This is a genomic window from Effusibacillus dendaii, from assembly GCF_015097055.1.
GTDB classification, from domain to species: domain Bacteria; phylum Bacillota; class Bacilli; order Tumebacillales; family Effusibacillaceae; genus Effusibacillus; species Effusibacillus dendaii.
The window spans coordinates 1,504,476-1,528,701 of sequence record NZ_AP023366.1; the positions used below are offsets into that span (position 1 = coordinate 1,504,476).

Here is a 24,226-nt window from a genome sequence, read left to right on the forward strand (position 1 = left end):
ATCGCAGCCCGCAATGAAGCAAGTCAAATTCAAGAGACGCTTCAGTACATCGCCCAGCAGGATTATAAAAACGGAATCAATATTGTACTGGTGGACAATGGATCATCCGACAACACGATTGAAATAGCCGAACAAGCTGCAAAAAGGTGGGGGCTTTCACTTCGCTGCCTGGAAGAACAACAAGCGGGGAAGCATTTGCCCTCAACAAAGGACTGCAATTTGTCGAAACGGAATTGCTAATTACACTTGATGCAGACACCCTGTTGCAAAAATCGGCCGTCCGCTATCTGATCGCCCGTTACCTTACCGCTCCTGTCGATGTATGTGCCGTGGCTGGCACCGTGTTGGTCCGAAAACAGCCGGGACACGTTCCTCACCCGCATGCAGGAATGGGACTATTTTTTGCAATCGTTTCTATTAAAAGATTGCAGGGGTTATACCAGTCGACACTGGTGGCGCAGGGGGCCTTCAGTTTATACAAAAAAGAGGCTGTTCGTGCGATAGGCGGCTGGCCAGACGCAATAGGTGAGGATATTGTTTTGACATGGCGCTTTTTCAAGTCCAGTTGGCGGGTATATTTCGAACCGCTTGCCGTTGCGTTTACAGTTGTGCTAAGCAGTTTCCGGCATTTTGCCCGTCAGCGCAGCCGGTGGGCCCGTGGCATGATCGAAGCATTAAAGGAAATCAAACCCTGGTACCACCCCAATATGTTTGCCAAGTTTCTGACAGATCTAGATCTTTTGGTTCCGTTCTTAGACGCCGTTTATACTTTCGCCTGGATTCCCGGCCTGCTGTTGGCTCTTACCGGATTTTTTTGGATTGTGGGTCCCTATGCCTTATTTGTTCTGCCGTTAACATTGCTTAGCTATTCGATTCTCTATCGGTTTCAAAAAATGTATTCCGTTCCCTGAAAAGTACCCATTTGAAATTGGACCGCGTGACACCCTGCAGACTTTTTCCGACACGTCCTGCAAGCGCGGTAACACTGCGGACGAATTTGTTTGTATGTGACTTGTAAGTGAGTAGGCGCCACCCATCCCGAAGTTGAATTCGATAATCAATAACAAGCGAGATTATGCTCAACAATATCGCAATTCCTGCCATGAACAATGCAAGAGGAGGAAATACAAAAGCGGCGATTGCCGTCACGTTGCTTAAAATAGAAAGAATCAAACTGACAATTTTCCAGCCATTCTTTTTATCATTCGTAAATAGTTCGCGTACATCAGATGCAATGCTGATGACTGCAAATGCGGATGAAAACTTGACGAGCCACTTTTTTAATCCCGTATATACGGGTTTTTCCGCCAATCCCGCATACTTTAGCGGAGCGGTCAAGTAATCCAGCACTTCCGTGATTTTTTGCCCAGTGCCTTTCTGATAAAGATTGGCGGTATGTTCTACGTAGTTGTACGCGTCGCGCGCAAGACCTGTTACATTTTGTGTAAATATGGCCCATTCTCCCAACGCCGGTCGATCGTCCCGGGTGGTTACCGAATTGGGTATCTTGAGAAAATCACTCACAAGCCCCAGTCCACCATACGCTTTACCTGATGTTGTTGAAGTGTTTGGCAGGCCGGCAAACATCTTTTGGAGATATTCCGTTTTCTTCAATTCAAATTGCACAGTGTTTCGGATAAACTTCAAAACGTCCACTTTTAATCCGCTAGAGGATGAGGCGGTAGCTGAGTCGGGAGACGGTAGACTATCCGATTGGGATTTTGGGAAAACGGGACCTTTTGAGGTGGAATCAGAGTCTGGGGAAAAACTGCCAGACACGGGGGAAATTTGATTTCTTCCCGATACTACTCTATCCCTCTCATCTGCCGATATCATATCGGGTATTGGTCTTTCTTCGGCAAATGCTGATTGCAAGAAAAGTACACCCTGACTTTCGATTAGAAACATTGTCAGAAAAAATAGGATCCACACACGATCGATCAATTTGGTTTTCCTATGCCACATACCTTCATCCCCATTCGGTACGTTTTTCATTGAGATTCAGTAAGTTTCGCCGCTGCTCCCGCCTGTAAACGGACTGATCGGACACCAAATGATTTCATAAAAAGAGTGGGGGATTCGTACTTGCCTGTTACACTAACTTGGCGATTATCCACCACTTGAATATTCGTCAGGGCGGCACCCGGCATATTTTTTTGCAAATACTGGCGGGCTAACCAAGCTGCTTCCTCCGGATTTAATTGGACCTTCCTTTTGGCCTTCCAAATTTCACGGTCGTATGAGTCAAGCGCTGCCCAGGCAGCTGCGTCAACCGCCCCGCAAAGCATGGAATATCGATAAGCAAGCACCCCTGTATCGATGATCAACCCTGTCAATGCCAGCATCATTGAGAGAAATCCAACAGCCAAAAACAGGGTACTGCCCGATTGGTTCCGGTATAACTTCTTGCCATTCAAAAGAAACCGTGAACAGGTAAAACTCGAACCAGCCTCATTTCTTTTCATAGTTTGCGGGCAACAGCCGTATATTCGACAAGAAACGTTGACTGGTTGCCAAACAAAGAACGAATGACCGGGACCAAAACGTTCTGTCTGTACGAAACGGTCACTTCAACCTGATCTCCATTGCTTCGAATTGAGACTTTTCGATCGACTCCACTCAAACCGTGGGTTAAAATACTCAATGCGGTATTTGTGATTTTCTGTTGTTTCTGCCACACACTTAACGTCTGATCGTTGTATATCGCTCCGCCGACTCTGGCTCCCTGACTGGCTGCCAATACAACCACCAGTTTGGCGTATACGATCAACCCCATGATCAAGGCACCCATCATTAAAAGAAGCAGGATCGGCAAAATCATTACAAATTCACTAAGTGCCTGTCCCTGCTGATCGCGCGCATACTTTTTCAGCGGGATTGACACACAAGTTTTCAAAAACTTGCCCATGAACAGCCTCCTTTTGGTTTGGTTACAAAGAGTACGGTCGCCCCCCCTTTTTTTGAAACCGGGACAGTTTGAACAGAAATTTATTGTTTTGCCTTGCCGATTTCATTTGCGATATGGGTAAATACGTCAACCAATTCCTGGCGAAACGCGATTAAGGTAGAAATCACCGCAACCGCAATCAATCCCAGTATCAGGCCGTATTCGCTTAAAGCTTGTCCCTCTTCTATCCTCCAAAATTTTTTTGCGGTTCGTTTCAGCCACATATAGACTCCTCCCACACTCTAGTTTCGTTCCACCTTAACCGTAAACCCGTTTGTAACCAGATCATAATTTTTCATGAACACCGCTTCATTTGGAAAATCAAATCGTATGGGCCTTGCGTCGCCGGGTTTCAACTGACCTATGTCCTTATCCGACAGATCAAATGGCCCACTGGCAATAGGAGACCCTGCCTGATCCTGAAGTGTAACGGTAATTCTTTTCAAAACACCAGCCGTCAGAGTTTGATTGGGGATGCCATTTCGGATCATCCCAAACACTCGAATCGCACCGTCTGCCTGTTTGTCTGCATAAACAACTGTTACATCCACATCTCCCTCTATAATAGGTGGATAAATTTGCAACGCTTCTTCATACTCTTTGACCAGTTCAGGCGGCCATAGGTTTTTTTGTTGTTCAGGAATAACCAATCGCGGCTCTACCCATTTGCCGCCTTGGGCAAGTAACGCCTGTCGCCGGTTCAGCAATTCTTCCCGTTCTGCTGCCATTGCATGGTCCTCGATAGTCAAGTTTGCCAGACCGTTCGAACCGTCTGTTTGGGGAGAGATTTTAACTATCGATGAATTTGGGGCAGGGGCCGAATCATTCGGACTGCTGCATCCCATCAAAACCAGAATGCCGAACATAAGAGAGACTCCATATCGAATCAGAAACAACTTGTTAACCTCCTGTACAAAATGATCGGGATGTTTACGGCTGCATTAGAAATTTAGCCGCTTGAATCAAAACTGGTCCGAGAATAAAGATGATAATCGCTGGAAATACAAGCAACAGAAGTGGAAAAAACATTTTTAGAGAGGCCTGTTGGCCCAATTGTTGCGCTTTCTTCTTGCGAGTGTTCCATAATTCAACCGATTGTTTTCGGAGTACTTGCGCGATGCCGGTACCCCGTTCCAAATTTTGTGTTACCGCCGACACAAACCGATTAACTTCTTCCACTTGGCATCTGTGCGCCATTCGCTGTAGCGATTCTGCCAACGCCATACCAAACGAAGCATCTTTGACTACTCTTCGCAATTCTTGGACGACCTCTCCTTTACCAGTTCCGACCGTTCCCTGAAGAGCCGGAAACAGCTGCAATCCTGCTTCACTCATAACCGCCAGTGTGCTCAATATATAAGGGAATTCCCTTCGTATTTGCCTCTTGCGCCGATTGATTTTCTGCCGCAGCCATAGATTGGGAAGCCAATAACCGAAAGAAGCGGCAAGAATACCCATCCCGATAAAAAGAGAACCTGCCTTTATCCCCAAAAGCACAAAGTAAGCAAGACACCCCGCAGCAGTCAGGCTTTTCAGACCATACATCCCTTCCACTGTATACACATCTTCCAACCCGGCGTTGATCAGCTGCCGTTGAATTTTCTGCCGAGTGGTTGGCGAAATGGATGGATGGAGCAGAACGGCCATTCTTTGCAGAAAAAAATTTATACGTGTTAAAAGTTGTTTGACTAAAGGTGCATCGGGCCTGCTTGCAGAATTTGTTGCAGAATGCAGCGATGAAACGCTTATCGTCTGCAGACGAATCAATCTTTGTTTGATCGCTAGTTCCCGCAGTAATCGTCTAGGGAACAACAGCAAAACGACGCAAATAAACGTCATGCAGCAAATCCAAAACGGCATTTTGTATTCACCTCACACATCAATCGAATCACACATCAATCGAAAGAATGTAACGGGCCAGAAAGAAATTTGCGAATAACAACAACGTACCGATAAACAACAGTCCTGTACCCAGCGGGGATTCGTACATCGGCTGCAGATAGCCAGGATTCAACAGAAGAATTGTCACTATAATGACAATGGGTGTGAAGGTTAATACGTTCGATTCGAGACGTTTTTGCGAGGTGGCCACTTTAATCTCTTCCTGGATTTCTATTTTATCTGCGATCATTTCTGCCGTATTGTTCATGACTTCCGCCAGATTGCCTCCTTTTGCCCGGACGATCAAAATCGCATCTGCAAACTGTGCAAGCTCTTCAATACCTACCGCAGATTTAAACTTAAGCAGGGAATCCTCCATCGAGTAACCAAACTGTAAATTACGATTTAACTTTTCTATCTCTTCCCACATCGGCTTGTCTCTGCTGGTGGAAAATTCGGTTTGCAGGTCGAATTGACATTTTAAAAATGCTGTTTCCAAAGAACTGCCCGCTTTTACAGAGTTGGTTATGGATGAAAGAACATTGCGAAACTGAATCAACATCAGTTGTTTTCGTTTAATCGCTCGCTGATATTCACGTATCCGCGGGTATATCAGGCCAACAAAACCAAATAGAAACGCATAAAAACCATTCCGAAAAAACAGCCAACCGATTGAAAAACAGAACATAAACAGAACGGTTGGCACCAGAAAAGCAAAAACCGTTTTGTGTTTTACCTGAACCGATGAATGCCTGCGATTGGAGGGCCGATCCGCAGCACCGGATTTCAGTTGACGGATACGTTTCACCAGTGTCCGGTTGTCTGGCAAATTTCCGTATCTTGCGAGCTGCACAATTTCTTTTAGTAAACGAAGCAGACAGAACATGGAAATCAATATGGAAAAATAGGTAATCCACATAAATCCCCTCATTTTCCATTGGCCGCAAGCATCGGATGAGAAGGTAACCCTGCTGCCAGCCACTTGTCAGTTCGTCGTATGACCTCTCCTGTTGCCGCCAAATGCCCCATTAACATTCCTTCATCCGTGACTCCGGTTGTTTTCCATCGAGCAATTTCTGCAAATGTAATTTCTCCCTCACGCATACCCCGCACCTCACCGATTTGCATGACTCGCCGTGATCCGTCACGCAGACGCCCGAGATGGACCACCAATTCCACACCGGCCGCAATTTGCTTGCGGATGGCAGAGACGGGCAGTTCCAGGCCTGACATCAAAACCATAGTCTCCAGTCGTGACAGCATATCTTCTGCTGAATTCGCATGACCCGTCGTTAATGAACCTTCATGACCCGTATTCATCGCCTGCAGCATATCTAACGCTTCCCCTCCCCGTACCTCGCCCACAATAATTCGGTCAGGTCGCATGCGAAGCGCCGAACGGACAAGATCGCGCATCGTAATTTCCCCTTTCCCTTCCGTATTCGGTGGGCGTGTTTCCAATTGCACCAAGTTCGGTATATGTGACAACTTCAATTCCGCCGCATCTTCGACGGTAATGATTCGTTCGTCAGCAGGTATGAACATACTGAGCGCGTTTAAAAAAGTGGTCTTTCCGGAACCTGTGCCGCCACAAACGACAATGTTAAAACGGGCCTGTACCAACCGCGCCAACAATTCGGCAATCGGTTCCTGCAGTGCGCCAAAATTGACCAATTGTTCCATCGTATAGGGGACGTCCGGAAATTTCCTGATCGTCAACACAGGGCCGCCCAGCGATACGGGACGAATCACTGCATTCACCCTGGAGCCGTCTGACAACCTCGCATCCACAATAGGATCGCTTTCATCGACCTTACGGTTTATGGGGGCGACAATTTTCTCAATTACATGAAGCAGATCCGTTTCCGAAGGGAACGAAAGCGGCAATCCCTGTTCCGTGACAACCGGCAGCAGGCGGCCTGATTTTTCAATAAAAATTTGACTGATTCCATTTACCATGATCTCCGTAATTTCCGGATCTTTTATAAGTGAATCGATGACGCCATATCCGGTCAACTGACGCAAAATTTCTTCGGTAAGCTGCTGCCTGTCCACCAAGGTCATAACAAATGAGGGAAACAAAGATTCTTTCTTCTCGTCGAGTATGTTCCATATCCGTTTCCGCAGTTGATCTGGCAGGCGAAATAACGATTCGTCTCTTTCCGATTGGTCAACGATCTGTTCCCGTACTGCATTTTTTAAAGCAAGAATCGTAGGCGCCTGCTCTGCTGAACTGGTTTCTTCTGATCCGGCCAGTTCCCTCATTCGTTTGATTGATTCTTCAACTCCCACGCTGCAAAACCCCTTTCCAGCCGGACCGCTTCAAGCTGAGTTCTTTTTGAGAAAAAACGGGCGCCAACAGGTGGGCAATCCGGCGAAAATACGATTGGATTGGCAGATGGGCTTTCTCGGCCAATAGAATTCCCTGGTTCGCACAATATTGAATCGGATCTGGTGTTTCCGGGATCGTTTCTGCCACTGGCATCCCCAGCACCGATTCCAATTCGCCAACAGGAAAATGAGAGGCCGGTGTATGCCGATTCATCAACAGATACCGATTTTGCAAATCGTTCGGGAACGATTGGACGATATCCAGCACCGACAAAATAGAAAGGTTGGCGGAAACATCAGGAGTTGTTATGTAAAAAAGATCGGTTGCCCAGTTCAGAAGAGAAATATTTTTATCCGACAATTCGATCGATGTATCCACAATGACCACTTCATATTGCATATTCAAAATCTGGCGAACCAGGAGATCTGTCTGATCGATAGTCAGTCCGCTCATTTTAAACGGGGCGGCTGCTGTCAGGACATCCAGCTTTTTTCCCTGCAGTTCAATGGTTTGAATGGATTTGCACAATATATCGTGCAGCTCACCGTTCCATCCGGAATCGACGCCTGCATCACTGACCGCCAGTTCCAGCATGCGAATCGCCTCCGACAATCCCTTTGTGCGGTATGGAAGACCCAAGGCCGCTTCTGTGTGACCGAAAACGGAGAAGTCAACCAGCAATGTTCGTTTGTCTTTTCGCGCGAGTTGGCAGGCCGTGTTGACCGCAAGCGTGGTTTTGCCCACACCTCCTTTTGGAGAATAGAATAGACCGATGCGCCGATCCGGTTCAGTGAATGTCTGAGCGACTTGATTAAATTTGCCGGTTTGATTGGGGTGCAGGGATGTAATTCTTTGTGTGTAAATGGACATCGGAGAATATTTGTAGATCCATTCAAAAGAGGGCTGCGCCTGATGAAATTGCAAATTGTGCAGATCATGCAGCGTTTCCGTGACAATCATTATTTTTAAAACGCCTTGCTGGATCATTTCCGACAGTTCGGCATCCGGATTGTTCAATAAGACGCGATTTACAATTACTACATGAACTTCGTTCAGTTCAAGAAAAATCTTTAGTTCTTCAAGCGAGGACGCTGTTTTTACGACCTCAATCAGTCGCTTCTGCCGTTCATAATAACGACAGATTTCCTGCCGGTACGATTCGTCCGGATCCACTAAGGCGACCCATAAGGACGGTTTCTGACCGCTGGGTATGCGATTCATTTGTAAACACCCGCCTGTTCAACAAATTCAGAGTTAACGTGAAAGCCTTGAAAAGTTTACAGAAGAAGGTTTGGCAGTTTCTCCGTTCCAGGGGTTTAAAGCCAAATCAATTTTGCCGTCCCGTTTTGCCAGCGCCAATGTGACTGCATCCTGAGGCGCAAGCAACAGGGTGACATGCTGGACCAATCCTTGTTTGCCAAGCGAATCGGGTTGTTTGGAAAAAGACAGTTGTTCCACGTCAAAAACTTCTATCTGCTGCAAAATCATATTCGAAAATTCATTGCCGCTTTTGTTTGCGTCAGATGTAAAAATGACATCCACCAAGTCTCCCTTCTGGAGCATGTTGTTGACTGCCGACTCGGGATCTAAAGCGACAGACATGAGCCGCCTGTCTTTTGGTATAAAGTTTTTCACATCAACGGATCCGTCTCCTTTTACATAGGTCTGCCGATGTTCAGGAAAGATCAGCACTTTCGGATCCATCTGAATGGGGCTGCCGGCCGTGATTTTCTGCAAAGTGATGCCGCCCACGATATCCTCCACCCGGCTGGCCGCATGGCGTAACAGCGTATCAGCCGTTTTTTTCTCGGCCTGCACAATTTGTAACATATCTGTTTTCACTTCCACGTTGACCGGGATTTCCGATTTGGCCACAACAACAGGTACAGTTTGCCGCAAAGAGTCTAAATAAGTGTAAATTGCATACGAAATGGCTCCCGCACAAAGAAGAATCAAAACAAACCGCCAACTGATTCGGCTAATCAAACGAAAGCCTCCTTTAAAACAATAAAAAAAACCGTTCCCCAAATGAGAACGGTGCTTCCGTTACGATTTATTATATCATGTTCGATAGCCAAGTCAACCCATTTTCCGAAAAATCTGGAACCAGCCAGAAGTCCCTTTCTCACCAAATACAAAACGTGATATGATGGTGAAAAGCTCCATCCATATTTCCTAAAGGGGGCTAAACATGAATCGATTTATCCCTGTCAAATCCCTTGCCGGTGAACTGAAACGGACTGAAATACGGCGTGGCATCGGTTACCGGCTGACAACCAGGGAGTTTATTTTACAGCGGGATGACCAAACCTATCATATATTGTTCGAAGACATTCTGGGCCTTATTGAACGGAAAGCAGAAGATGGGCGTCCCGATGAGAAAGGAACACACAAGATTATTACGAACCGGATCCGTGTTTATAATCGGAGCGGTGTTTTTGAAAAAGGCGCAACTACGTTTTACGCATCACTGTCCGACAATTTCTGCAAACTGTTTGTCTACTATCTGGAACGTTCTCATCGCCCGGCTTCGGGAATTTAACCGCTTACTCGACCAAATAAAGCATCGGCGGATCAGCCTGAATCCAACCGATGCTTTTTCTCAATTTGAACGGGAGGCGTTACCTTGATGCAACCCTCTGACGACAAAAACAAAAATAATCCAAACAATCCGTATCGCGCGATCGGGGTAGTTTCCGCAATTGGTACCGATCTGGCAGCCTGCCTGATTGGCGGCGTTTATCTAGGCAGATGGGTGGATGGTTACTTTGGAACCGCACCCGCATTTTTGCTGATCGGACTGTTTGTTGGTTTGGCGACTGGTATATACAGCATGATCCAACTTGTCAAACGTTTTCTTTAGAAGGAAGATCGCTTTTCTGTACGCAAGACCTGATCCACTTTAGCCAATTGTTCCACCAATTCCTGCAAGGTTTTGTGAATTTCTGCTTCTTTTTCTGATTCTCCAGCCGATCTCGCTTCCAAATATTTGTCCATATTCAGATAAATATGACCCAACAGCGCTTCTCTCGTAATGCGCAGTTCAAAATCCGGCGGTTCTTTCGACTCGACAAACGGCCCTTCATCCATAATCAATCCGTTGCTGTAAACGGTTCGCCACATATGATTGCGTCCACTTCCGTATTTTTCTCCCCGTAGTCCTGCGATTTGAATCAGTAAATCGATCGACTCCATCAACCGGCCGTCGCCCTTTTTGATCCGTAAATAATCGATATGCAGTTGATAATGCAATTCCTGCTCATACAGATAAAAGGTGATTGTCTCATCTTGCTGCATCAATGAGAGGGCTGTCATTTTGCCGCGAACCCGTTCCTCCGGGACGAGTCCCAATTTCCGAATTGACCGTTTCCATTTGAGCAAATCACCATGCGTAATCTCGCCTGCCACGTTTCGGAAAATCACAACTTCTTCCACCACAGCCTCCCCCTCCTTCATTAATAGAGGCTGAATTTGTATATCTTATGAGACTGGGACAGAAAAGTGTTGAGGCAAATGCCATATTCCGCATTTTTTTATGGTACTATAGAAAACGTAAATGATTTAATGGGGGAATTATAATGCGATCTTTTCAACCAGACAGACGGAAAAACCGCTGGAAAACGGCGCCCCTCTTGCTGATCGCCCTTAATATGACCGGATGCGGCGGGATGAGCACCCCATCATCTGCACCAGACAGCACACCAAGTCATCATTCTCACTCGTCCCAACAGGAAGCATCTTCTCCTTCGCTTTCCGTATTGGGGCAGATCCAACCGTTTACTTTACAAAGCACAACCGGACAGCAGGTTTCGCTCGACAAAGATCTGCAGGCGAAAACGAAGCTGGTTTATTTTTTCTATACGAACTGCCCTGATGTATGCCCGATTACGACAAAACGAATGGAAAACATGCTGCAGCTGATGAAACAGCAGAACCTGTCCTCGTCAGACGTCAAGCTCATTTCGATCACGTTGGATCCAAAAAGGGATACGCAGGAAGCGATTCAGCAGTTTTCCAAAAAGTATAAAGTGGATCCGGCTTACTGGTTTTTCCTGCGGGGCGATGCGGAGCAGACGAAATCGATCATGAACCAGTTTCATGCGGACGCTGACGAGTTGCCAAGCGGGATGTTCATGCACAGTGACCGTATGTACCTGCTTGACGATAAAAACCAGTTGCGTGCCACTTATGTAATGGGAACCGATGTAAAAGATGAAGATGTCGTCAACGACGTCAAGAAACTGCTCGGAAAATAAAAACTTGGCGATTCCTCTTTCAATACCGGATCTTATTTTCACAGGGAAAGTGAGCTGCACGTGAAAAAACGTTTGGTGCGGATTGGATTAAGCCTATTGGTGACTGTGCTCATCATCGCAGCGGTCAGTTGGGTCATTCGTCCCGTTCAACAACTGGATATGGCGTATAATCCGATCAATTGGCAGACAAAAATCGGCTCGGCTTTCCTTCAGCGCGGAGTCGTTACCTTGTCGGAGACGGATCTGACCCATCTTCTGAAACAAACAATCCGTACATCGGCCCGATTCAGGGATGTACCGATTACTGGCGCTGCCGTTACTCTCGAACCAAATCGGTTTCTGGCAGATTTTAACTTGCAGAAGGGGATCTGGGCGGTCGGACTGGAAATGGAAGGCACTGTCCATCTGCAGGACCGCACTTTACAGATCGTTCCGATCGGTTATAAGATCGGTCGGATTCCTGTCTCACCTGAAACGTTTCAACGCGTTCTCTCCTTTTTAGGGATGGAAAACCGGATTCCCTTGACGTTTCGGCTCGATTCTTATGTACCGTCGCAAGTTTGGCTTGAACAGTTGAAAATCGAAAAAAAAACAACTGGAAGTGACCTTGCGGCCCCAGTTGCTCCCCTAGCCCAGTACGTCAGACAGCGCCTGCAGCAAACGGTTGTTTTCCTGTCTGCTGCGGATCGCAATCCGAAAGTACGTTTCATTCAACCCCGCAAATGAACGGCAGTCCCTGACAAAAATCCCTTTCGCCGCCAATTGCGGCCACAATTCCGTGATTTGCAGACCAGGCTTTGACAGCAGCAGGAAATTCGTCTCGGACGGCACCACATGAAAACCTAAACGTTTCATACCCTCAGTTAAAAAAGGCCGTTCCGTCAAAAGCCACTGAAAGGTGCTGTCGGCAAACGTCTGGTCCGCCAGGGCAGCAACGGCTGCCGCTTGCGCAGGCGTGTTGACCGACCAGGGAATTTGCAGTTCCCGAAGCTTCGCAATTATCGCTTCATTGGCCGCCAAATACCCGATGCGGATACCGGGAATGGCATAAAATTTGGTCATCGAACGGATCACAATCAGCTTTTCGTAAAGATCCACATCGGCTATTACACTTCTTGCATGGTCGTCCGGCAGAAAATCAAGAAACGCTTCATCCACCATCAACCATATTGAATTCCTCGCCGCATGTTCCAACAGTTGGCGCAGAACGGTTTGTTCGACGCATCTTCCTGTCGGGTTATTCGGGTTGGCCAACACCAACAGATCCGCATCTGACAATGCCTCCCGGAGCGTTTCTGACTGTACGGAAAAATCGCTCTCTGCCAAAAGAGGTACCCTGATGATTTCTGCTCCTTCCAATTTGGCCGCCTGCTCATACTCCCGGAACGCAGGTGAAACCGTTACGATCCGCTTTGGCCGCAGCAGCCGCATCACCAAAAAAATCAGTTCCGCCGCCCCGTTTCCGAGCAGAAAGCGGTTGGTTGGGAGTCTCCATTTGTCCGATAATGCATATAACACTTCCCATCCATACGGATCGGGATAATCCTGAATGCGGGAAAGCGACTGTTTGATCGCTTGCAGCACCGATTCGGGCGGGCCGAGCGGATTCAGATTCGCGCTGAAATCAATCAGGTCTTCCCTGCGCCATCCCCATTCTTTTTGATAGCGGCCAATATTTCCGCCGTGTGGCATGACCTCCTGCATACCTGATACCTCCCACCCGTTCGGGTACTTTTTTCAGTCCCCTCCGACCTGTTGTCAAATCGCCATGATTCCGACAGAAGCCAATAGAAAAACCACTTCTGCCGTTTCGCACAGAAATCCGTATGAATCACCAGTCAAGCCGCCAATCGAACGATAGATCCAGGATGCGAACGCCCACATCACAGCCGCACAGACCAACACAATCAACACGCCATGCAACTGCCAGACAGCAAGGGGCAATATCAGTGCAAGGTTGGCTGCAAGAAGCTGTGTAGAAGACAGCCTGCCTGCGATTGAAACACCCATTCCTTCCCGTCTGGCGGGCGGGTATTTGGCAATCGCCCAAACCATCGTCAACCGTCCGATCGAGGGCATAATCAAAAGCAGCAGCGGGAATTTTACAGAAACCTCCGACAGCAAAGACCATTTCAGCGCGAACAGGGAGACAAACGCAATCACTCCCATCGCCCCGACCCGGCTGTCTTTCATGATTTCCAGCTTGCGCTCCCGGTCCCGTCCACTCATCATTCCGTCTGCCGTATCCATCAGTCCGTCCAGGTGCAGTCCGCCCGTAATTGCAATTTCAGCCAACAAAACAAGAATGCTTGCAACGGGCGCTGGAAACCATCGGTATAATCCGCATGCGAAAACATACAGGATGCCGCCGATTAATATCCCTACATACGGATACCACTTTACGCTTCGCACAAATCGATCCGCATCAAACTTTTGCAAAGAAAGGTGAGGGGTCGGCCAAGGTATCCGGGTCAAAAACTGGACTGCCGTTTCCCATTCCAGCCATATTTTTTGCACAGCCAGCCCTCCCGACGGTCAATGATGTACGATCGATTGCAGCAGCGCCCAAACAAGACTGCCGCCAATCAGCATCAAAAACGAACTGATGTGTAAAATTCGAATCACCTGTCGAATGTGTATGCGTGAAAGGGATTGCAGCGGTTCTCCCATATAAGCCCGAAACGTTTCGACGCCCTGATAGGTGTTGAACCCGCCCAACCTGACGCCAAGCGCTCCCGCCACCGCCGCTTCCGGAATTCCACTGTTTGGGCTCGGATGCTTGGCCGCATCACGCCTGATTGCCCGCCAGGCTCCTTGTCCGGAATAACCAAACAAAAAGGCCGTCAGTATAATCAGCATCCCTGCGATTCGAGCCGGAATCCAATTCAGCAGATCGTCAAACCGGGCAGATGCCCAACCAAAATACCGATAGCGGTCATTCTTGTACCCGACCATCGAATCAAGCGTATTAGCCGCCCGATACATCATCGCCAGCGGCGCGCCGCCAATCATCGCATAAAATAGCGGTGAAATTACCGCATCCACTATGTTTTCCGCGACACTTTCAACAGCCGCCCGGGTGATCTCCGCTTCCGTCAGATGTTGGGTGTCACGGCCAACGATTTGACCTGTTTGTTCTCTTGCCTGTTCGATATGGTTTTGCTCCAGGGAATCATAAATCCTGCGTCCAGCCTGCGCCAAACCTTTTATTGCAATCGTCGCAGCGATTAGCCAGATGTTCAGGGCAAAAGCAAGCCAGAAACTGGCTTGTGCCGCCAGCCAAAGCAGCCCCCCGACCATTCCTCCGCTGGTACCGACAGTCAATAGGACGAGCAAAATGCCAGCCAATCGCTCTCTACGGTTTTGCCCGACTGTTTGCTGGCTGGGATTCGCTGTGCCCGCCTCTTCTCTGCGGTTCGGTTCTGTCTGCAATAGCGGCGCTCGGAACAGGAATCGCAGCCCTCTTTCTAACCGGCTGATCAGGTGCCCGATCATTACCACAGGATGTGGAATCCAGCGCGGATCTCCCAACAGGAGGTCGACTGCATATGCTAACCAAACGGAAATCATAGGCATACCCGGAATTGTGACAATTCAATCGGAATTCCAGAAAAAACAGCGTACACGGCAGCCGCCTCTCTTGCTGCGATTTGATTCATGACACCAAGCGCATCCCGGTACTGCCGGGAAAGTTCATTATCAGGGACAATGCCGGAACCCACTTCGTTTGTCACCATCACGACCGGATGCGGATAACTGCGGCATGCGTCCAATAAATCGGCCATCAAACTGGACGCCCATTTTTCCGGGGGCTGATCGGTCTTCCCCAATTGTTCCCGTTCCCACATCCAGTTGTTCAGCAAAAGAGATAAGCAGTCCAACAGAATGACGCCGCAAGCCGGATCCAAACTGCGGATACGGTCAGCCACCGCCGATGTTTCTTCGATACAGCCCCAGTCGGCTGGACGACGGGCAATGTGTGCGGCAATTCGCTCATCCATTTCCGCATCCAGACGCGGACAGGTGGCCAGATAGGTCACAGAAAGATTCCCTTCCCGCTGCAGCTTTCGACAATATTCTTCGGCAAATCGGCTTTTTCCGCTGCGCGCGCCGCCCGTAACAAGGACAAGTTTGGGCGTATTTTTATTTTCCATCCGCGACGCCCGCTTCCGCAAAAGTTGCCATTTCACGCAAAACTCTGGCCGCCGCTTTTAAAACAGGAAGTGCTAATGCGGCACCTGATCCCTCTCCCAACCGCATGGAAAAATCAAACAACGGCCGCAGTCCGAGCGCTTCCAGTACCACCTGATGACCCGGTTCCACCGATTGGTGAGAAGCGAATAGGTAAGAGCGAACACGCTCGTCCATACGAACCGCTGCAAGGGCGGCTGCACCTGTAATAAAACCGTCAACGACGACCGGAATTCGATAGGCGGCACAGGCAAGCGTCAATCCAGCCAATCCTGCAATCTCCAGCCCTCCCACCTTCGCCAATACATCGATAGGATCGGCAGAATTTGGATTATGTAACTCAATCGCACGTTGAATGGTTGCCACTTTCTGTCGAACTCCCGCTGCCGAAAGACCCGTTCCGGTTCCTGTAATCTGATCGACTGGAACGTTGGCGAGAAGGGAGGTGATGGCAGCACTCGCTGTCGTGTTTCCAATTCCCATTTCTCCCAATGCGACCATTTTATATCCCTGATTGTACAATGTTTCTCCCATGCGCCAACCGACCTGGAGCGCCTCTTCCGCTTCCGCTCTTGTCATGGCCGGTTCTTTTGCCATATTGGCAGTGCCGTAACGAACCTTATCGATCCAAAGCCGACTGCCCGGTCGTTCGGTAAATTGCGCTGCATTCGGAATGTCAGACTTGACGCCGATATCCACCACATGCACATCCGCTCCCGCGTTACGGGCCAATGCGTTGACCGCCGCACCGCCGTTCATAAAATTGAGCACCATCTGGACCGTAACTTCGGATGGAAAAGCCGAAACCCCCTCTTCCGTTACTCCATGATCTGCCGCCATAACCACTACAGCAGCCGAATCGACATCCGGCAAAATGTTTTCCTGAATGCCTGCCAAACGAATCCCGATTTCCTCCAGAAATCCAAGACTGCCGGGCGGCTTTGTCAATTGATCATGCCTTGCTCTCGCTTCCTGTACATATTGGCTGTTGATATCATCGATTGGCTGCGGCAACTTCCACATTGTATCGCCTCCCCTACACCCGTTCATTTTTTGCCTGTCTGGGTATTCATAGTATAATAGAGTAATTGATGTTACTAAAACTATGCACTAAGGGGACACGTATGACAAGATTGATTTTAGTCCGGCATGGTTTGACCGACGACAATCTGCTGTACCGGTTGTCTGGTTGGACCGATGCGCCGCTCAACGAAATTGGCAGGAAGCAGGCGGACTGCGCCGCCTGGCAATTGGAACAGATGGTTCAGACTGGCATAAACATTCACGCCATATACGCAAGTCCTTTGCAGCGAACCGCCTCGACAGCCGAAATAATCGCAAATCGTTTGCGGCTTCCGACCATTCTTTGCGAAGGGTTGAAGGAAATGAATTTTGGCAAGTATGACGGCCATTCGATCCTGCAGCTTTATGAGACAAACAAATCACTGGTTGACCGTGCCCTGGAACCGGGCGACGATCAGTTTGGATGGGAAGGCGGTGAGACGCGACCGCAATTTTTTCACCGTTTTGAAAAGGCAGTCCGTTCGATTGCCGGAAATCATCCGGATGAAACGGTCGTCGTCGTTACACATGCCGGCGCGATTGCTTATTTTATAGCCGGAATTCTTGGTCATCCGTTGTCGCACTGGAACTCCTATCATGTGGCGAATTGCAGTCTCACCACCGTTTTGTTTGAAAATGAGCGGTTTCAATTGCTCAGGTTCAATGAAACCGACCATGTTCCAAAAGAGAGGTTTGCTGCCCAGATCGAAGAAGCCAGAAAGTATCTGGAGATGATTTGAAATTCACTTGAATTTAATTTCATTAAATTTTATGATGATAGATAAAACTCTATCAGGAGGAACTTCATGAAAACGCTCGAACGAACCAGTCAATTTGTGGGCGGCACTTTTGCTGTCTGGGTACTTGTTTTCGCTGCTCTTGGTTTTTTCTTCCCCAGCACTTTTTTGAATTTTAAATCCTATATCTCTCCGCTCTTGGGGATTGTAATGTTTGGAATGGGACTTACACTGTCCGCGAGTGATTTTAAAGAGGTATTCAAGCGCCCCAAAGACGTGGCGATTGGAGTGGTCGGCCATTATATTATAATGCCGCTGCTTGCTTACCTTCTGTGCATCGCCCTGCAACTTCCGCCCGATATAGCCGTTGGAGTGATTCTGGTAGGAAGCTGCCCAAGCGGTACCTCCTCCAATGTGATGACGTTCCTGGCAAAAGGGGACGTTGCACTTGCTGTATCCATTGCGACGGTTTCCACTGTGTTGGCGCCTTTTGTGACTCCATTTTTAATTTCCGTTCTGGCGGGACACTGGACACCGGTCGATCCGATGGCCTTATTCAAAGACATTATTCAAATCGTCATTGTGCCGATTGTGTTAGGACTGATTGTGAAAGCTTTATTCAGGAAACAGGCGGAAGCCAGCGTCAAGGCTCTCCCTCTCGTCTCCACCATCGCTATCGTTTTGATTGTGTCCGCTGTAGTGGCTGGCAGTCATGATCGGATTCTGAAAACCGGACTTTTGATATTTGCCGTCGTTATCTTACACAACGTCTTGGGCTTCCTGCTTGGATATTTCTTTCCAAAGCTGTTCGGAATGGAACTTCCCAAACGGAAAGCAGTGGCATTTGAAGTGGGGATGCAAAATTCTGGGCTTGGCGTCGCGCTGGCTTCGGCTCATTTTAACCCGTTGGCCGCTGTTCCAAGTGCCATTTTCAGCGTATGGCACAATCTGTCCGGATCGATTCTTGCGTCGATCTTTGCCAAAATGGATGAAAGACGCAACCATCAATAAACGCTGTACGAAACGGATCGCAACTAAAGAAAGGGATAGAGAAGCAGCATCGTCGCTGCACCTCTATCCCTTATTTTTTTGCTCCCAATCTGCAACATTCAATCACAACTGCTTTTGTTTTGACCCAGAAGCCACCGCTATGCAATAAAATCTGCGATAAGGGGTTTCGTTAATTACGAACTGACCTGAACGTATTGTCCATAAATGTAACCTTCCGTGTTGTCTTTCAATCTAACTTTGTACCAGCCGTTCTCTTCTTTCAATATCGTAACAATGTCGCCGGGTGCGGCAGATGTTACAATGGCATAGTTGGTGCCCGCACCTTGCCGGACATTCACACCGTCAGTCACACGCCCGGTGCGTGATACAGCAGAGCCGTTTGCAGGAGTCGAACTGCCGCCTGATGGGCCAGGAGTGGTCGGCAGAGTTCCGTACGAACCGTTGTTGCCTCCTGTTGAACTGCTGCCGGGTGTTGAACTGCTGCCGGGTGTTGAACCGTTTGCCTGAACAGCAGTTTCCGGGTTAGGTTGCTGAGCGGTCTGACTCGGGTTAGCCAGAAGTTGCTGCACATATTTGCGGACCCCCGGTATATCGGGTGCAAGAATGGCTTCTCCCAGAAAGTCGTACGTCTCCGTTAAAAGGTTATTTGGCGGGATCTGCACGGTCTGAATCGAAGCTGTATTCGCGCTCAGTATATTGTTGCCCATCCGCAGGATATCGCTCGCTGTCATGTTTGTCTGGACGTAAGGTTCCGCCTGCTGCAGCATGCTGGGAAAACGCACAAACGTCATCGGCGTTTTCAACTGCTCAAATACTGCCTTGGCAAATTTTCGTTGACGGCTCGTTCTGCCGAAATCCGCTTCCATAGGCTCCCGATACCGCACATATTGCAGCGCGTGTTTGCCGTCCAAATGCTGCATTCCTTTTTTCAGGTTAATATCATAAACCCCGTCGTCGGGATGGTACATGTTCATTTCGACATCAATATCGACGCCGCCAATTGAATCCACGATGCCTTCAAATCCTTGAAAATCGGTAAGCACATAATAGTGAATCGGGATTTGCAGATAATCCTGCAGCGTTTTGATGGTTAAATTCGGTCCGCCAATCGCGAACGCCGCATTGATTTTGTTATTCCCGTGACCGGGAACATTTACGTATGTATCACGCATGATCGACATTAAATTCATCTGTTTTGTTTGCGGATCAACCGACAGCAGCAGCATCGTATCGGAACGTGGCGCCGTATCGTGTCCGCGGTTATCGACCCCCATTATCAGTATGTTGACACGTTCATCTCCATTCCACGTTTGCACCTGCACGTTGTTACCGACAGCCGCAATCTGGTTCGTATTGGCTTTATTGAGAAATTTCACGAATGCAATGGCGTTATACACCAACAAACCAATCACAAATAAAGTTACCAACAGCAACAACCGCCGCAAACGCTTTCGTTTCTTACGAGGCCGGAAACGGGTTGTTTGCTCTGCTGTCTGTTTTTCCGACTCCGGTGGATTTTGAAAATTCATGCTACCGCCCCTTTATTTGCTGCAACAAAAAAACCGTTTTACACTTAGCTTATTGTACCACGCCCGCCAAAACACGGAAATATTTCCAAAGTCCCGAAAAAACAAATGAATTTACCGGACTGTACGAATTGGATCGGGATGGCTACAATAGCATTATAGGAGGGAATCATTTGCGAACGATCTGGAACAGCATATGCAGGCCGTCCGCCTATCAACGGTTGACGCAGCAAAAATTGTGGCGGTCGCTCTTGTCGTTGACAGTTTTTTTCACCCTGCTCGCAGCCATTCATGTGTCCCTGATGGCGAACGCAGCACGTCCTATTCTGTCATTTGTGGAAACGGATTTTCCCGCCAAAATGCCCAATTTCTCATACAACGGAAACGAACTGCAAATGCAGGAAACCTCTCCCGTCCTGCTTACAGACAAAAATGGATACCGTGTCATAGTGGACACATCGGCAACACCGCCGGAACAGTCGATCCGCCATACGGCAAACGGCCTGATTTTTGGCAAAACGACTTTGTACACGGTAAGCCAGGGAGTACAGCAATCGTATACATACAAGCAGCTCATGCTGCCGCCTTTCAACAAGCAGGATGTGATTCAGATCACCCCTTTGCTGAAGCCGTTTTTTATAATGGGAATGCTGGTTTGGGTATTGTTCCAACTGATTGGGAATTTTTTGGCGATCACGTTGTTTTCGTTAATTTCCTATCTGTTTGGCGGGCTGCAAAAAATCCGTCTTTCGTTCCGTGAAGCCTGGTTAATTGCCGCATTCGCCATGATCCCCGCCTCGCTGATCGAGTTTCTCAACTCGTTTCTGCAATCCGGTTATTTGACGCTTGCCTACTGGGTGGCCATATTCACCTACATTCATCATGGGTTAAACAGTTTTAAACAACGCACTGCGGGGTGATCACGATCGACGTACTGAATAAACTTTTACTGGAACAGGAAATCAAGCAACTGATCATTCCGGCCCGCGACGTTGCCAACGTTCTATTGGGGAATTCGCTGGAACATGCCCTTTTGGTACTGACCCATTCCGGCTATTCCGCGATTCCGGTGCTTGATTTGCAGGATCGCATTCATGGCCTGATTACAAGTAACATGATTTTCAACTCGATGCTGGGGGTCAAAGGGCCTGAATATGAAAAATTGGAAGGACGCAAAGTGGAGGACGTGATGAATCGCAAAGTCCCGCGCCTGAAGGAAACAGAAAGTTTTTTCCGGGCGTTGGAGCTGTCGATTAACAATCCGTTTATCTGCATGGAGAACGAACAGGGCCGATTTTCCGGAATTCTTACCCGCCGGTCGATTCTGGCATTGCTCTATCGTCATTTTCGCAATGGATGAAGACGCAAATCCCCGCTACGTGCGGGGATTTGCGTCTTCGCATTTTTCGTGCAAACAAACGGTGGAAAAATAGCGGGTGCCGCGACCCGGTATGCCAAACGCATACCCATCTTTACAATGGTGAACCTGATGGACACAGCGAGAGCAGACCGTTACGCTGCACTTCGAACACCAGGACATCCATTCCCGTTCGTTGGGTCCACTGCCGCAATGAGGACATTTTTTCACTGTGTGTAAGGATTTTTGCATGCTAACCTCTCCTTTATGCCCACTCGCCTCTAGCCACCATAACGACATTCCCGCCAACCGAAATCTCAATTTCCGATTGGCTTTCCGCCGCCTGTAAGTGGAGGAGAGAGGGACGACCGATCTCATACCCTTGTTCCACACGGATATCGATACGATCTTCAGCAAAATAACGATATTTGACCAGGTAACCGGCCAAATTCCCGTTTGCACTGCCGGTCGCCGGATCTTCCGGAATGCCGAGACAATCGACATACACGCGGGCATTCAGATGCGTGTCAGGCTCGTATGTTTCCGGGCTGAATACGAGGATCGCTTTTGCTTCGGTCGTATTGACCAGTTCAAAATATTTGGTTCGATCCACCCGGCTGCGTTTCACCGCATGCAGATTTTTAAGAGGGACGAGAATCGCGGGTAACCCGGTTGACACTTCCTGTACGGGAAATCGGTCATCAATCTCATCAGATGCAAGTTGCAACAGATCGGCTATCTGTTCCCTGTCAAACGTTTTTCCAAAGACTGGCGGGTTCTGTTTCATCCACATCATATCCGGAAAATCGTTCTGATACTGAAACGTTACGGGAATCGGTCCGACTTTCAGATTCAGAACAATCGTTTCAACCGGCTGCCTGATCAGTTCCTGCTGGATGACAAACGCCGTCCCCAACGTCGGATGACCGGCAAACGGGATTTCTTCCTCCGGCGTAAAAATCCGTACGTCATACCCGCCGCCCTGCGGTTCGTCCGACAATAGAAACGTAGTCTCCGAATAATTCATCTCTTTTGCAATTTTTTGCATTTCTTTATCGGAGAGGGAACCGGCACCCCGAAAAACGGCCAACTGGTTCCCCGCATATTTCTCTTTTGCAAAAACGTCCACGATCGAAAATGTCGGTTGCATCGGATAGGCCCCTTTTTTTACCGGATTTCCAAAAGATTCGATTGTAAACGGCAAAAATCCTGCCTGTAAGAACGCTAAATTTCAGGCGTGGGAACTATGGGACGAACGCGCAATTCCTATCGAGCAAAGTATAACGCCAATCAATACTAACACGAGCGAGATGGCGTACGGGGCCGTTCCAAAAAGACGCTCGACAAATCCCGCCAATACTGGCGCGATCGCGGCTCCCAACCAGCGTACGAAATTGTAAGCACCCGATGCAATGCTACGCTGTGCGTTCGACACTTCAATCGCCAGCGTAGAAAACGTGGTATTGTTGATGCCGGATGCCAATCCGGACGCAATAATCACAGCAATTCGAAAGACATTGGATGGAATCACCAGGATGAGCAAAAGCGCAACCGCCATCAGCACCAATCCGATACGGGAAACCGATGCGGCGCCGTAACGGTTAATCATTCCATGCGCCAATTTGGTGGAACCGAAACCTAAACAAATCCCCCAAGCGAAGAAGATCAATCCTAACTGGATTGCGCCAAGTTTCAAGAAAATGGGTGAATAGGCCAGTACGGTAAAAAACGAATAATAGTAGAACATCGCCGTCAGGGCCACATTCAAGAACGGACGGTAGCTCAGTGCGGCGATAAAATCTTTCATACCGTAATCCCGCTTGGCTGTTTCTTTCGGTTCTTTGACATATGCGATCGTCATCAGAAAGGCGATCAACATGAATACGCTTGTTGCAAAAAACGGCATACGCCATCCGAAGTACCCCAACAATCCGCCGAGCAGCGGTCCAACCGACATGCCAACACCCAAAGCCGCCTCATAATAGCCCATCGATTTTTCCAGATTGGTGGACATGCCGATCAAAATCGACATCGATGTCGCAAAAAACATTGCATTCCCCATTCCCCAGCCTGCCCGCAAGACCGCCAGTTGGGTAATGCTGGACGAAAGGGCGCAGGCCAAGGCGAATAGGGTTACCAAGCCAAGCCCTAACACCATGAAACGTTTGCTGCCAAACTTCGCAGATAAAATTCCGCTAGGAATCATAATAATAGCCATCATGAAAATATAACTGGTAAACAGCATTTCCACCTGCCAGGGCGTCGCACCAATCTGCTCAGCGATTACCGGCAGGATCGGATCGACCACGCCGATTCCCATAAAACCGAACAATGCCGCCAAACAGGTGGTCAGTATGGCACGTGATGCCTGTTTTTCATCGATTGATGATTGTCCCATAATTATTCCTCCGTCTCCCATGTCCTTTTGATCTCTGCCTGCAACGTTTGCAGCCGATCCAAAAGATCTGCCGCTTCTTCCCGAAACAAAGCCATTTTCGAGATCTTTTGGTCGATCATTGTAATTTGCTGCTGCAGCGTTTTCTCAATGTTCTCCAACTCCGCCATTTGACTCCGGTCGTACCGCTTTTGTCTATTGTCCCGGTAATCCCGAATCGATTCGTTCAACTGCAGAAATTGAAGCAGCTCTTGCAGCGAGAACCCGAGTACCTGTCGGGCATCGTTAATTTTTTGCAAACGTTCTATATCTCTGCGCGTATACAGCCTGACTCCTCCGTCAGTTCGCTCCGGCGGATTGATGAGGCCAATTTCCTCGTAATAGCGAATGGTGCGCTTGGTCAGCCCGGTTTCTTTCGCCACATCGTCAATCTTGAAATATGTCACGTTCACCACCCTCTCCAAACGACAGTACAACGTTATTATATGACTTAACTACCCTTAACGTAAACGTTAACTTTTAACCAAAAAA

At 48.4% G+C, this 24,226-nt stretch carries 29 protein-coding genes and 1 pseudogene; 9 read left to right on the forward strand and 21 right to left on the reverse strand.

Annotation, left to right across the window (positions count from 1 at the left end):
- Window positions 1-48: 48 nt before the first annotated feature.
- Window positions 49-911: pseudogene (locus skT53_RS08160) on the forward strand (glycosyltransferase).
- Here the strand turns inward: skT53_RS08160 and skT53_RS18505 are convergent.
- The 10 genes from skT53_RS18505 to cpaB all read right to left on the reverse strand — a co-directional run bounded on the left by skT53_RS18505 (window position 862) and on the right by cpaB (window position 9,146).
- Window positions 862-1,656, reverse strand: coding sequence for a hypothetical protein (locus tag skT53_RS18505; RefSeq protein WP_226375378.1), 795 nt, complete (start codon window positions 1,654-1,656; stop codon window positions 862-864). The pseudogene skT53_RS08160 and the gene skT53_RS18505 sit on opposite strands and share 50 nt — an antisense overlap.
- A 335-nt stretch (window positions 1,657-1,991) precedes the next feature.
- Entirely contained in the window at window positions 1,992-2,348 is a 357-nt protein-coding gene (locus tag skT53_RS08165) for a hypothetical protein (protein ID WP_200760602.1), read from the reverse strand.
- A gap of 113 nt (window positions 2,349-2,461) precedes the next feature.
- On the reverse strand, window positions 2,462-2,908 hold the full coding sequence (locus skT53_RS08170) for a TadE/TadG family type IV pilus assembly protein (protein WP_200760603.1): 447 nt from the start codon (window positions 2,906-2,908) through the stop codon (window positions 2,462-2,464).
- 80 nt (window positions 2,909-2,988) lie between these two features.
- Entirely contained in the window at window positions 2,989-3,171 is a 183-nt protein-coding gene (locus tag skT53_RS08175; protein ID WP_200760604.1) for a Flp family type IVb pilin, read from the reverse strand.
- Between the two features lie 18 nt (window positions 3,172-3,189).
- Window positions 3,190-3,843: an SLAP domain-containing protein gene (locus skT53_RS08180; RefSeq protein WP_200760605.1), complete on the reverse strand. Its 654-nt coding sequence runs from the start codon at window positions 3,841-3,843 to the stop codon at window positions 3,190-3,192.
- Window positions 3,844-3,877: 34 nt separating this feature from the next.
- The gene (locus skT53_RS08185; protein ID WP_200760606.1) at window positions 3,878-4,807 is read right to left on the reverse strand and encodes a type II secretion system F family protein; all 930 of its coding nucleotides are present in this window, start codon (window positions 4,805-4,807) and stop codon (window positions 3,878-3,880) included.
- Between the two features lie 28 nt (window positions 4,808-4,835).
- The gene (locus skT53_RS08190) at window positions 4,836-5,747 is read right to left on the reverse strand and encodes a type II secretion system F family protein (RefSeq protein ID WP_200760607.1); all 912 of its coding nucleotides are present in this window, start codon (window positions 5,745-5,747) and stop codon (window positions 4,836-4,838) included.
- An 8-nt stretch (window positions 5,748-5,755) separates the two neighbouring features.
- Window positions 5,756-7,120, reverse strand: coding sequence for a TadA family conjugal transfer-associated ATPase (locus skT53_RS08195; protein ID WP_226375379.1), 1,365 nt, complete (start codon window positions 7,118-7,120; stop codon window positions 5,756-5,758).
- Window positions 7,110-8,381 carry a CpaE/TadZ family protein gene (locus skT53_RS08200; protein WP_200760608.1) on the reverse strand — a complete coding sequence of 424 codons (1,272 nt, stop codon included), beginning with the start codon at window positions 8,379-8,381 and terminating at the stop codon, window positions 7,110-7,112. Before skT53_RS08200 ends, skT53_RS08195 begins: the two co-directional genes overlap by 11 nt.
- A 33-nt stretch (window positions 8,382-8,414) precedes the next feature.
- Window positions 8,415-9,146: a Flp pilus assembly protein CpaB gene (gene cpaB / locus skT53_RS08205; protein ID WP_200760609.1), complete on the reverse strand. Its 732-nt coding sequence runs from the start codon at window positions 9,144-9,146 to the stop codon at window positions 8,415-8,417.
- A gap of 205 nt (window positions 9,147-9,351) precedes the next feature.
- Between cpaB and skT53_RS08210 the strand changes: the two genes are divergently transcribed.
- Window positions 9,352-9,702 carry a hypothetical protein gene (locus skT53_RS08210; RefSeq protein ID WP_200760610.1) on the forward strand — a complete coding sequence of 117 codons (351 nt, stop codon included), beginning with the start codon at window positions 9,352-9,354 and terminating at the stop codon, window positions 9,700-9,702.
- Window positions 9,703-9,789: 87 nt separating this feature from the next.
- Window positions 9,790-10,023, forward strand: a complete 234-nt coding sequence (locus tag skT53_RS08215) for an AtpZ/AtpI family protein (RefSeq protein ID WP_200760611.1) — start codon at window positions 9,790-9,792, stop codon at window positions 10,021-10,023.
- On the opposite strand, the gene skT53_RS08220 is transcribed toward skT53_RS08215, so the two are convergent.
- A complete protein-coding gene (locus skT53_RS08220) occupies window positions 10,020-10,598 on the reverse strand; it encodes a hypothetical protein (RefSeq protein WP_200760612.1) in 579 nt (192 codons plus the stop codon). The two genes, skT53_RS08215 and skT53_RS08220, sit on opposite strands and share 4 nt — an antisense overlap.
- Window positions 10,599-10,738: 140 nt before the next feature.
- On the opposite strand from skT53_RS08220, the gene skT53_RS08225 reads away from it, so the two are divergent.
- Together skT53_RS08225 and skT53_RS08230 are read left to right on the forward strand one after the other, a co-directional pair.
- Window positions 10,739-11,416 carry an SCO family protein gene (locus skT53_RS08225; protein WP_200760613.1) on the forward strand — a complete coding sequence of 226 codons (678 nt, stop codon included), beginning with the start codon at window positions 10,739-10,741 and terminating at the stop codon, window positions 11,414-11,416.
- A 60-nt stretch (window positions 11,417-11,476) separates the two neighbouring features.
- Window positions 11,477-12,142: a hypothetical protein gene (locus skT53_RS08230; RefSeq protein WP_200760614.1), complete on the forward strand. Its 666-nt coding sequence runs from the start codon at window positions 11,477-11,479 to the stop codon at window positions 12,140-12,142.
- Here skT53_RS08230 and cobD read toward each other — a convergent pair.
- Genes cobD through cobT form a run of 5 tightly spaced genes read right to left on the reverse strand, consistent with a single transcriptional unit; the run spans window position 12,044 to window position 16,630 of the window.
- Complete coding sequence (cobD, locus tag skT53_RS08235; protein WP_200760615.1) at window positions 12,044-13,120, reverse strand: threonine-phosphate decarboxylase CobD; 1,077 nt, start codon at window positions 13,118-13,120, stop codon at window positions 12,044-12,046. The two genes, skT53_RS08230 and cobD, sit on opposite strands and share 99 nt — an antisense overlap.
- A gap of 54 nt (window positions 13,121-13,174) precedes the next feature.
- The gene (cobS, locus tag skT53_RS08240) at window positions 13,175-13,933 is read right to left on the reverse strand and encodes an adenosylcobinamide-GDP ribazoletransferase (RefSeq protein ID WP_226375380.1); all 759 of its coding nucleotides are present in this window, start codon (window positions 13,931-13,933) and stop codon (window positions 13,175-13,177) included.
- Window positions 13,934-13,951: 18 nt separating this feature from the next.
- Window positions 13,952-14,986, reverse strand: coding sequence for an adenosylcobinamide-phosphate synthase CbiB (gene cbiB / locus skT53_RS08245; protein WP_200760616.1), 1,035 nt, complete (start codon window positions 14,984-14,986; stop codon window positions 13,952-13,954).
- On the reverse strand, window positions 14,983-15,570 hold the full coding sequence (gene cobU, locus skT53_RS08250) for a bifunctional adenosylcobinamide kinase/adenosylcobinamide-phosphate guanylyltransferase (protein WP_200760617.1): 588 nt from the start codon (window positions 15,568-15,570) through the stop codon (window positions 14,983-14,985). Before cobU ends, cbiB begins: the two co-directional genes overlap by 4 nt.
- Complete coding sequence (gene cobT, locus skT53_RS08255) at window positions 15,560-16,630, reverse strand: nicotinate-nucleotide--dimethylbenzimidazole phosphoribosyltransferase (protein ID WP_200760618.1); 1,071 nt, start codon at window positions 16,628-16,630, stop codon at window positions 15,560-15,562. The genes cobU and cobT overlap by 11 nt, the downstream gene beginning before the upstream one ends.
- A 101-nt stretch (window positions 16,631-16,731) precedes the next feature.
- On the opposite strand from cobT, the gene skT53_RS08260 reads away from it, so the two are divergent.
- Window positions 16,732-17,409, forward strand: a complete 678-nt coding sequence (locus tag skT53_RS08260) for a histidine phosphatase family protein (protein ID WP_200760619.1) — start codon at window positions 16,732-16,734, stop codon at window positions 17,407-17,409.
- Between the two features lie 66 nt (window positions 17,410-17,475).
- Window positions 17,476-18,417 (forward strand): bile acid:sodium symporter family protein, encoded by a 942-nt coding sequence (locus tag skT53_RS08265; protein WP_200760620.1) that lies wholly within the window; start codon window positions 17,476-17,478, stop codon window positions 18,415-18,417.
- A 173-nt stretch (window positions 18,418-18,590) separates the two neighbouring features.
- On the opposite strand, the gene skT53_RS08270 is transcribed toward skT53_RS08265, so the two are convergent.
- On the reverse strand, window positions 18,591-19,946 hold the full coding sequence (locus skT53_RS08270) for an LCP family protein (RefSeq protein WP_200760621.1): 1,356 nt from the start codon (window positions 19,944-19,946) through the stop codon (window positions 18,591-18,593).
- A 170-nt stretch (window positions 19,947-20,116) separates the two neighbouring features.
- Here skT53_RS08270 and skT53_RS08275 point away from each other — a divergent pair, with 170 nt between their 5' ends.
- On the forward strand, window positions 20,117-20,863 hold the full coding sequence (locus tag skT53_RS08275) for a DUF1189 domain-containing protein (RefSeq protein ID WP_200760622.1): 747 nt from the start codon (window positions 20,117-20,119) through the stop codon (window positions 20,861-20,863).
- A complete protein-coding gene (gene cbpB / locus skT53_RS08280) occupies window positions 20,860-21,303 on the forward strand; it encodes a cyclic-di-AMP-binding protein CbpB (protein WP_200760623.1) in 444 nt (147 codons plus the stop codon). Before skT53_RS08275 ends, cbpB begins: the two co-directional genes overlap by 4 nt.
- A gap of 15 nt (window positions 21,304-21,318) precedes the next feature.
- On the opposite strand, the gene skT53_RS08285 is transcribed toward cbpB, so the two are convergent.
- From skT53_RS08285 to skT53_RS08300, 4 genes are all read right to left on the reverse strand, one after another.
- Complete coding sequence (locus tag skT53_RS08285) at window positions 21,319-21,552, reverse strand: hypothetical protein (protein ID WP_200760624.1); 234 nt, start codon at window positions 21,550-21,552, stop codon at window positions 21,319-21,321.
- Between the two features lie 13 nt (window positions 21,553-21,565).
- A complete protein-coding gene (locus skT53_RS08290; RefSeq protein ID WP_200760625.1) occupies window positions 21,566-22,450 on the reverse strand; it encodes a PhzF family phenazine biosynthesis protein in 885 nt (294 codons plus the stop codon).
- An 81-nt stretch (window positions 22,451-22,531) separates the two neighbouring features.
- Window positions 22,532-23,698 carry an MFS transporter gene (locus skT53_RS08295; RefSeq protein ID WP_200760626.1) on the reverse strand — a complete coding sequence of 389 codons (1,167 nt, stop codon included), beginning with the start codon at window positions 23,696-23,698 and terminating at the stop codon, window positions 22,532-22,534.
- 2 nt (window positions 23,699-23,700) lie between these two features.
- Entirely contained in the window at window positions 23,701-24,141 is a 441-nt protein-coding gene (locus skT53_RS08300; protein ID WP_200760627.1) for a MerR family transcriptional regulator, read from the reverse strand.
- Between the last annotated feature and the right edge of the window lie 85 nt (window positions 24,142-24,226).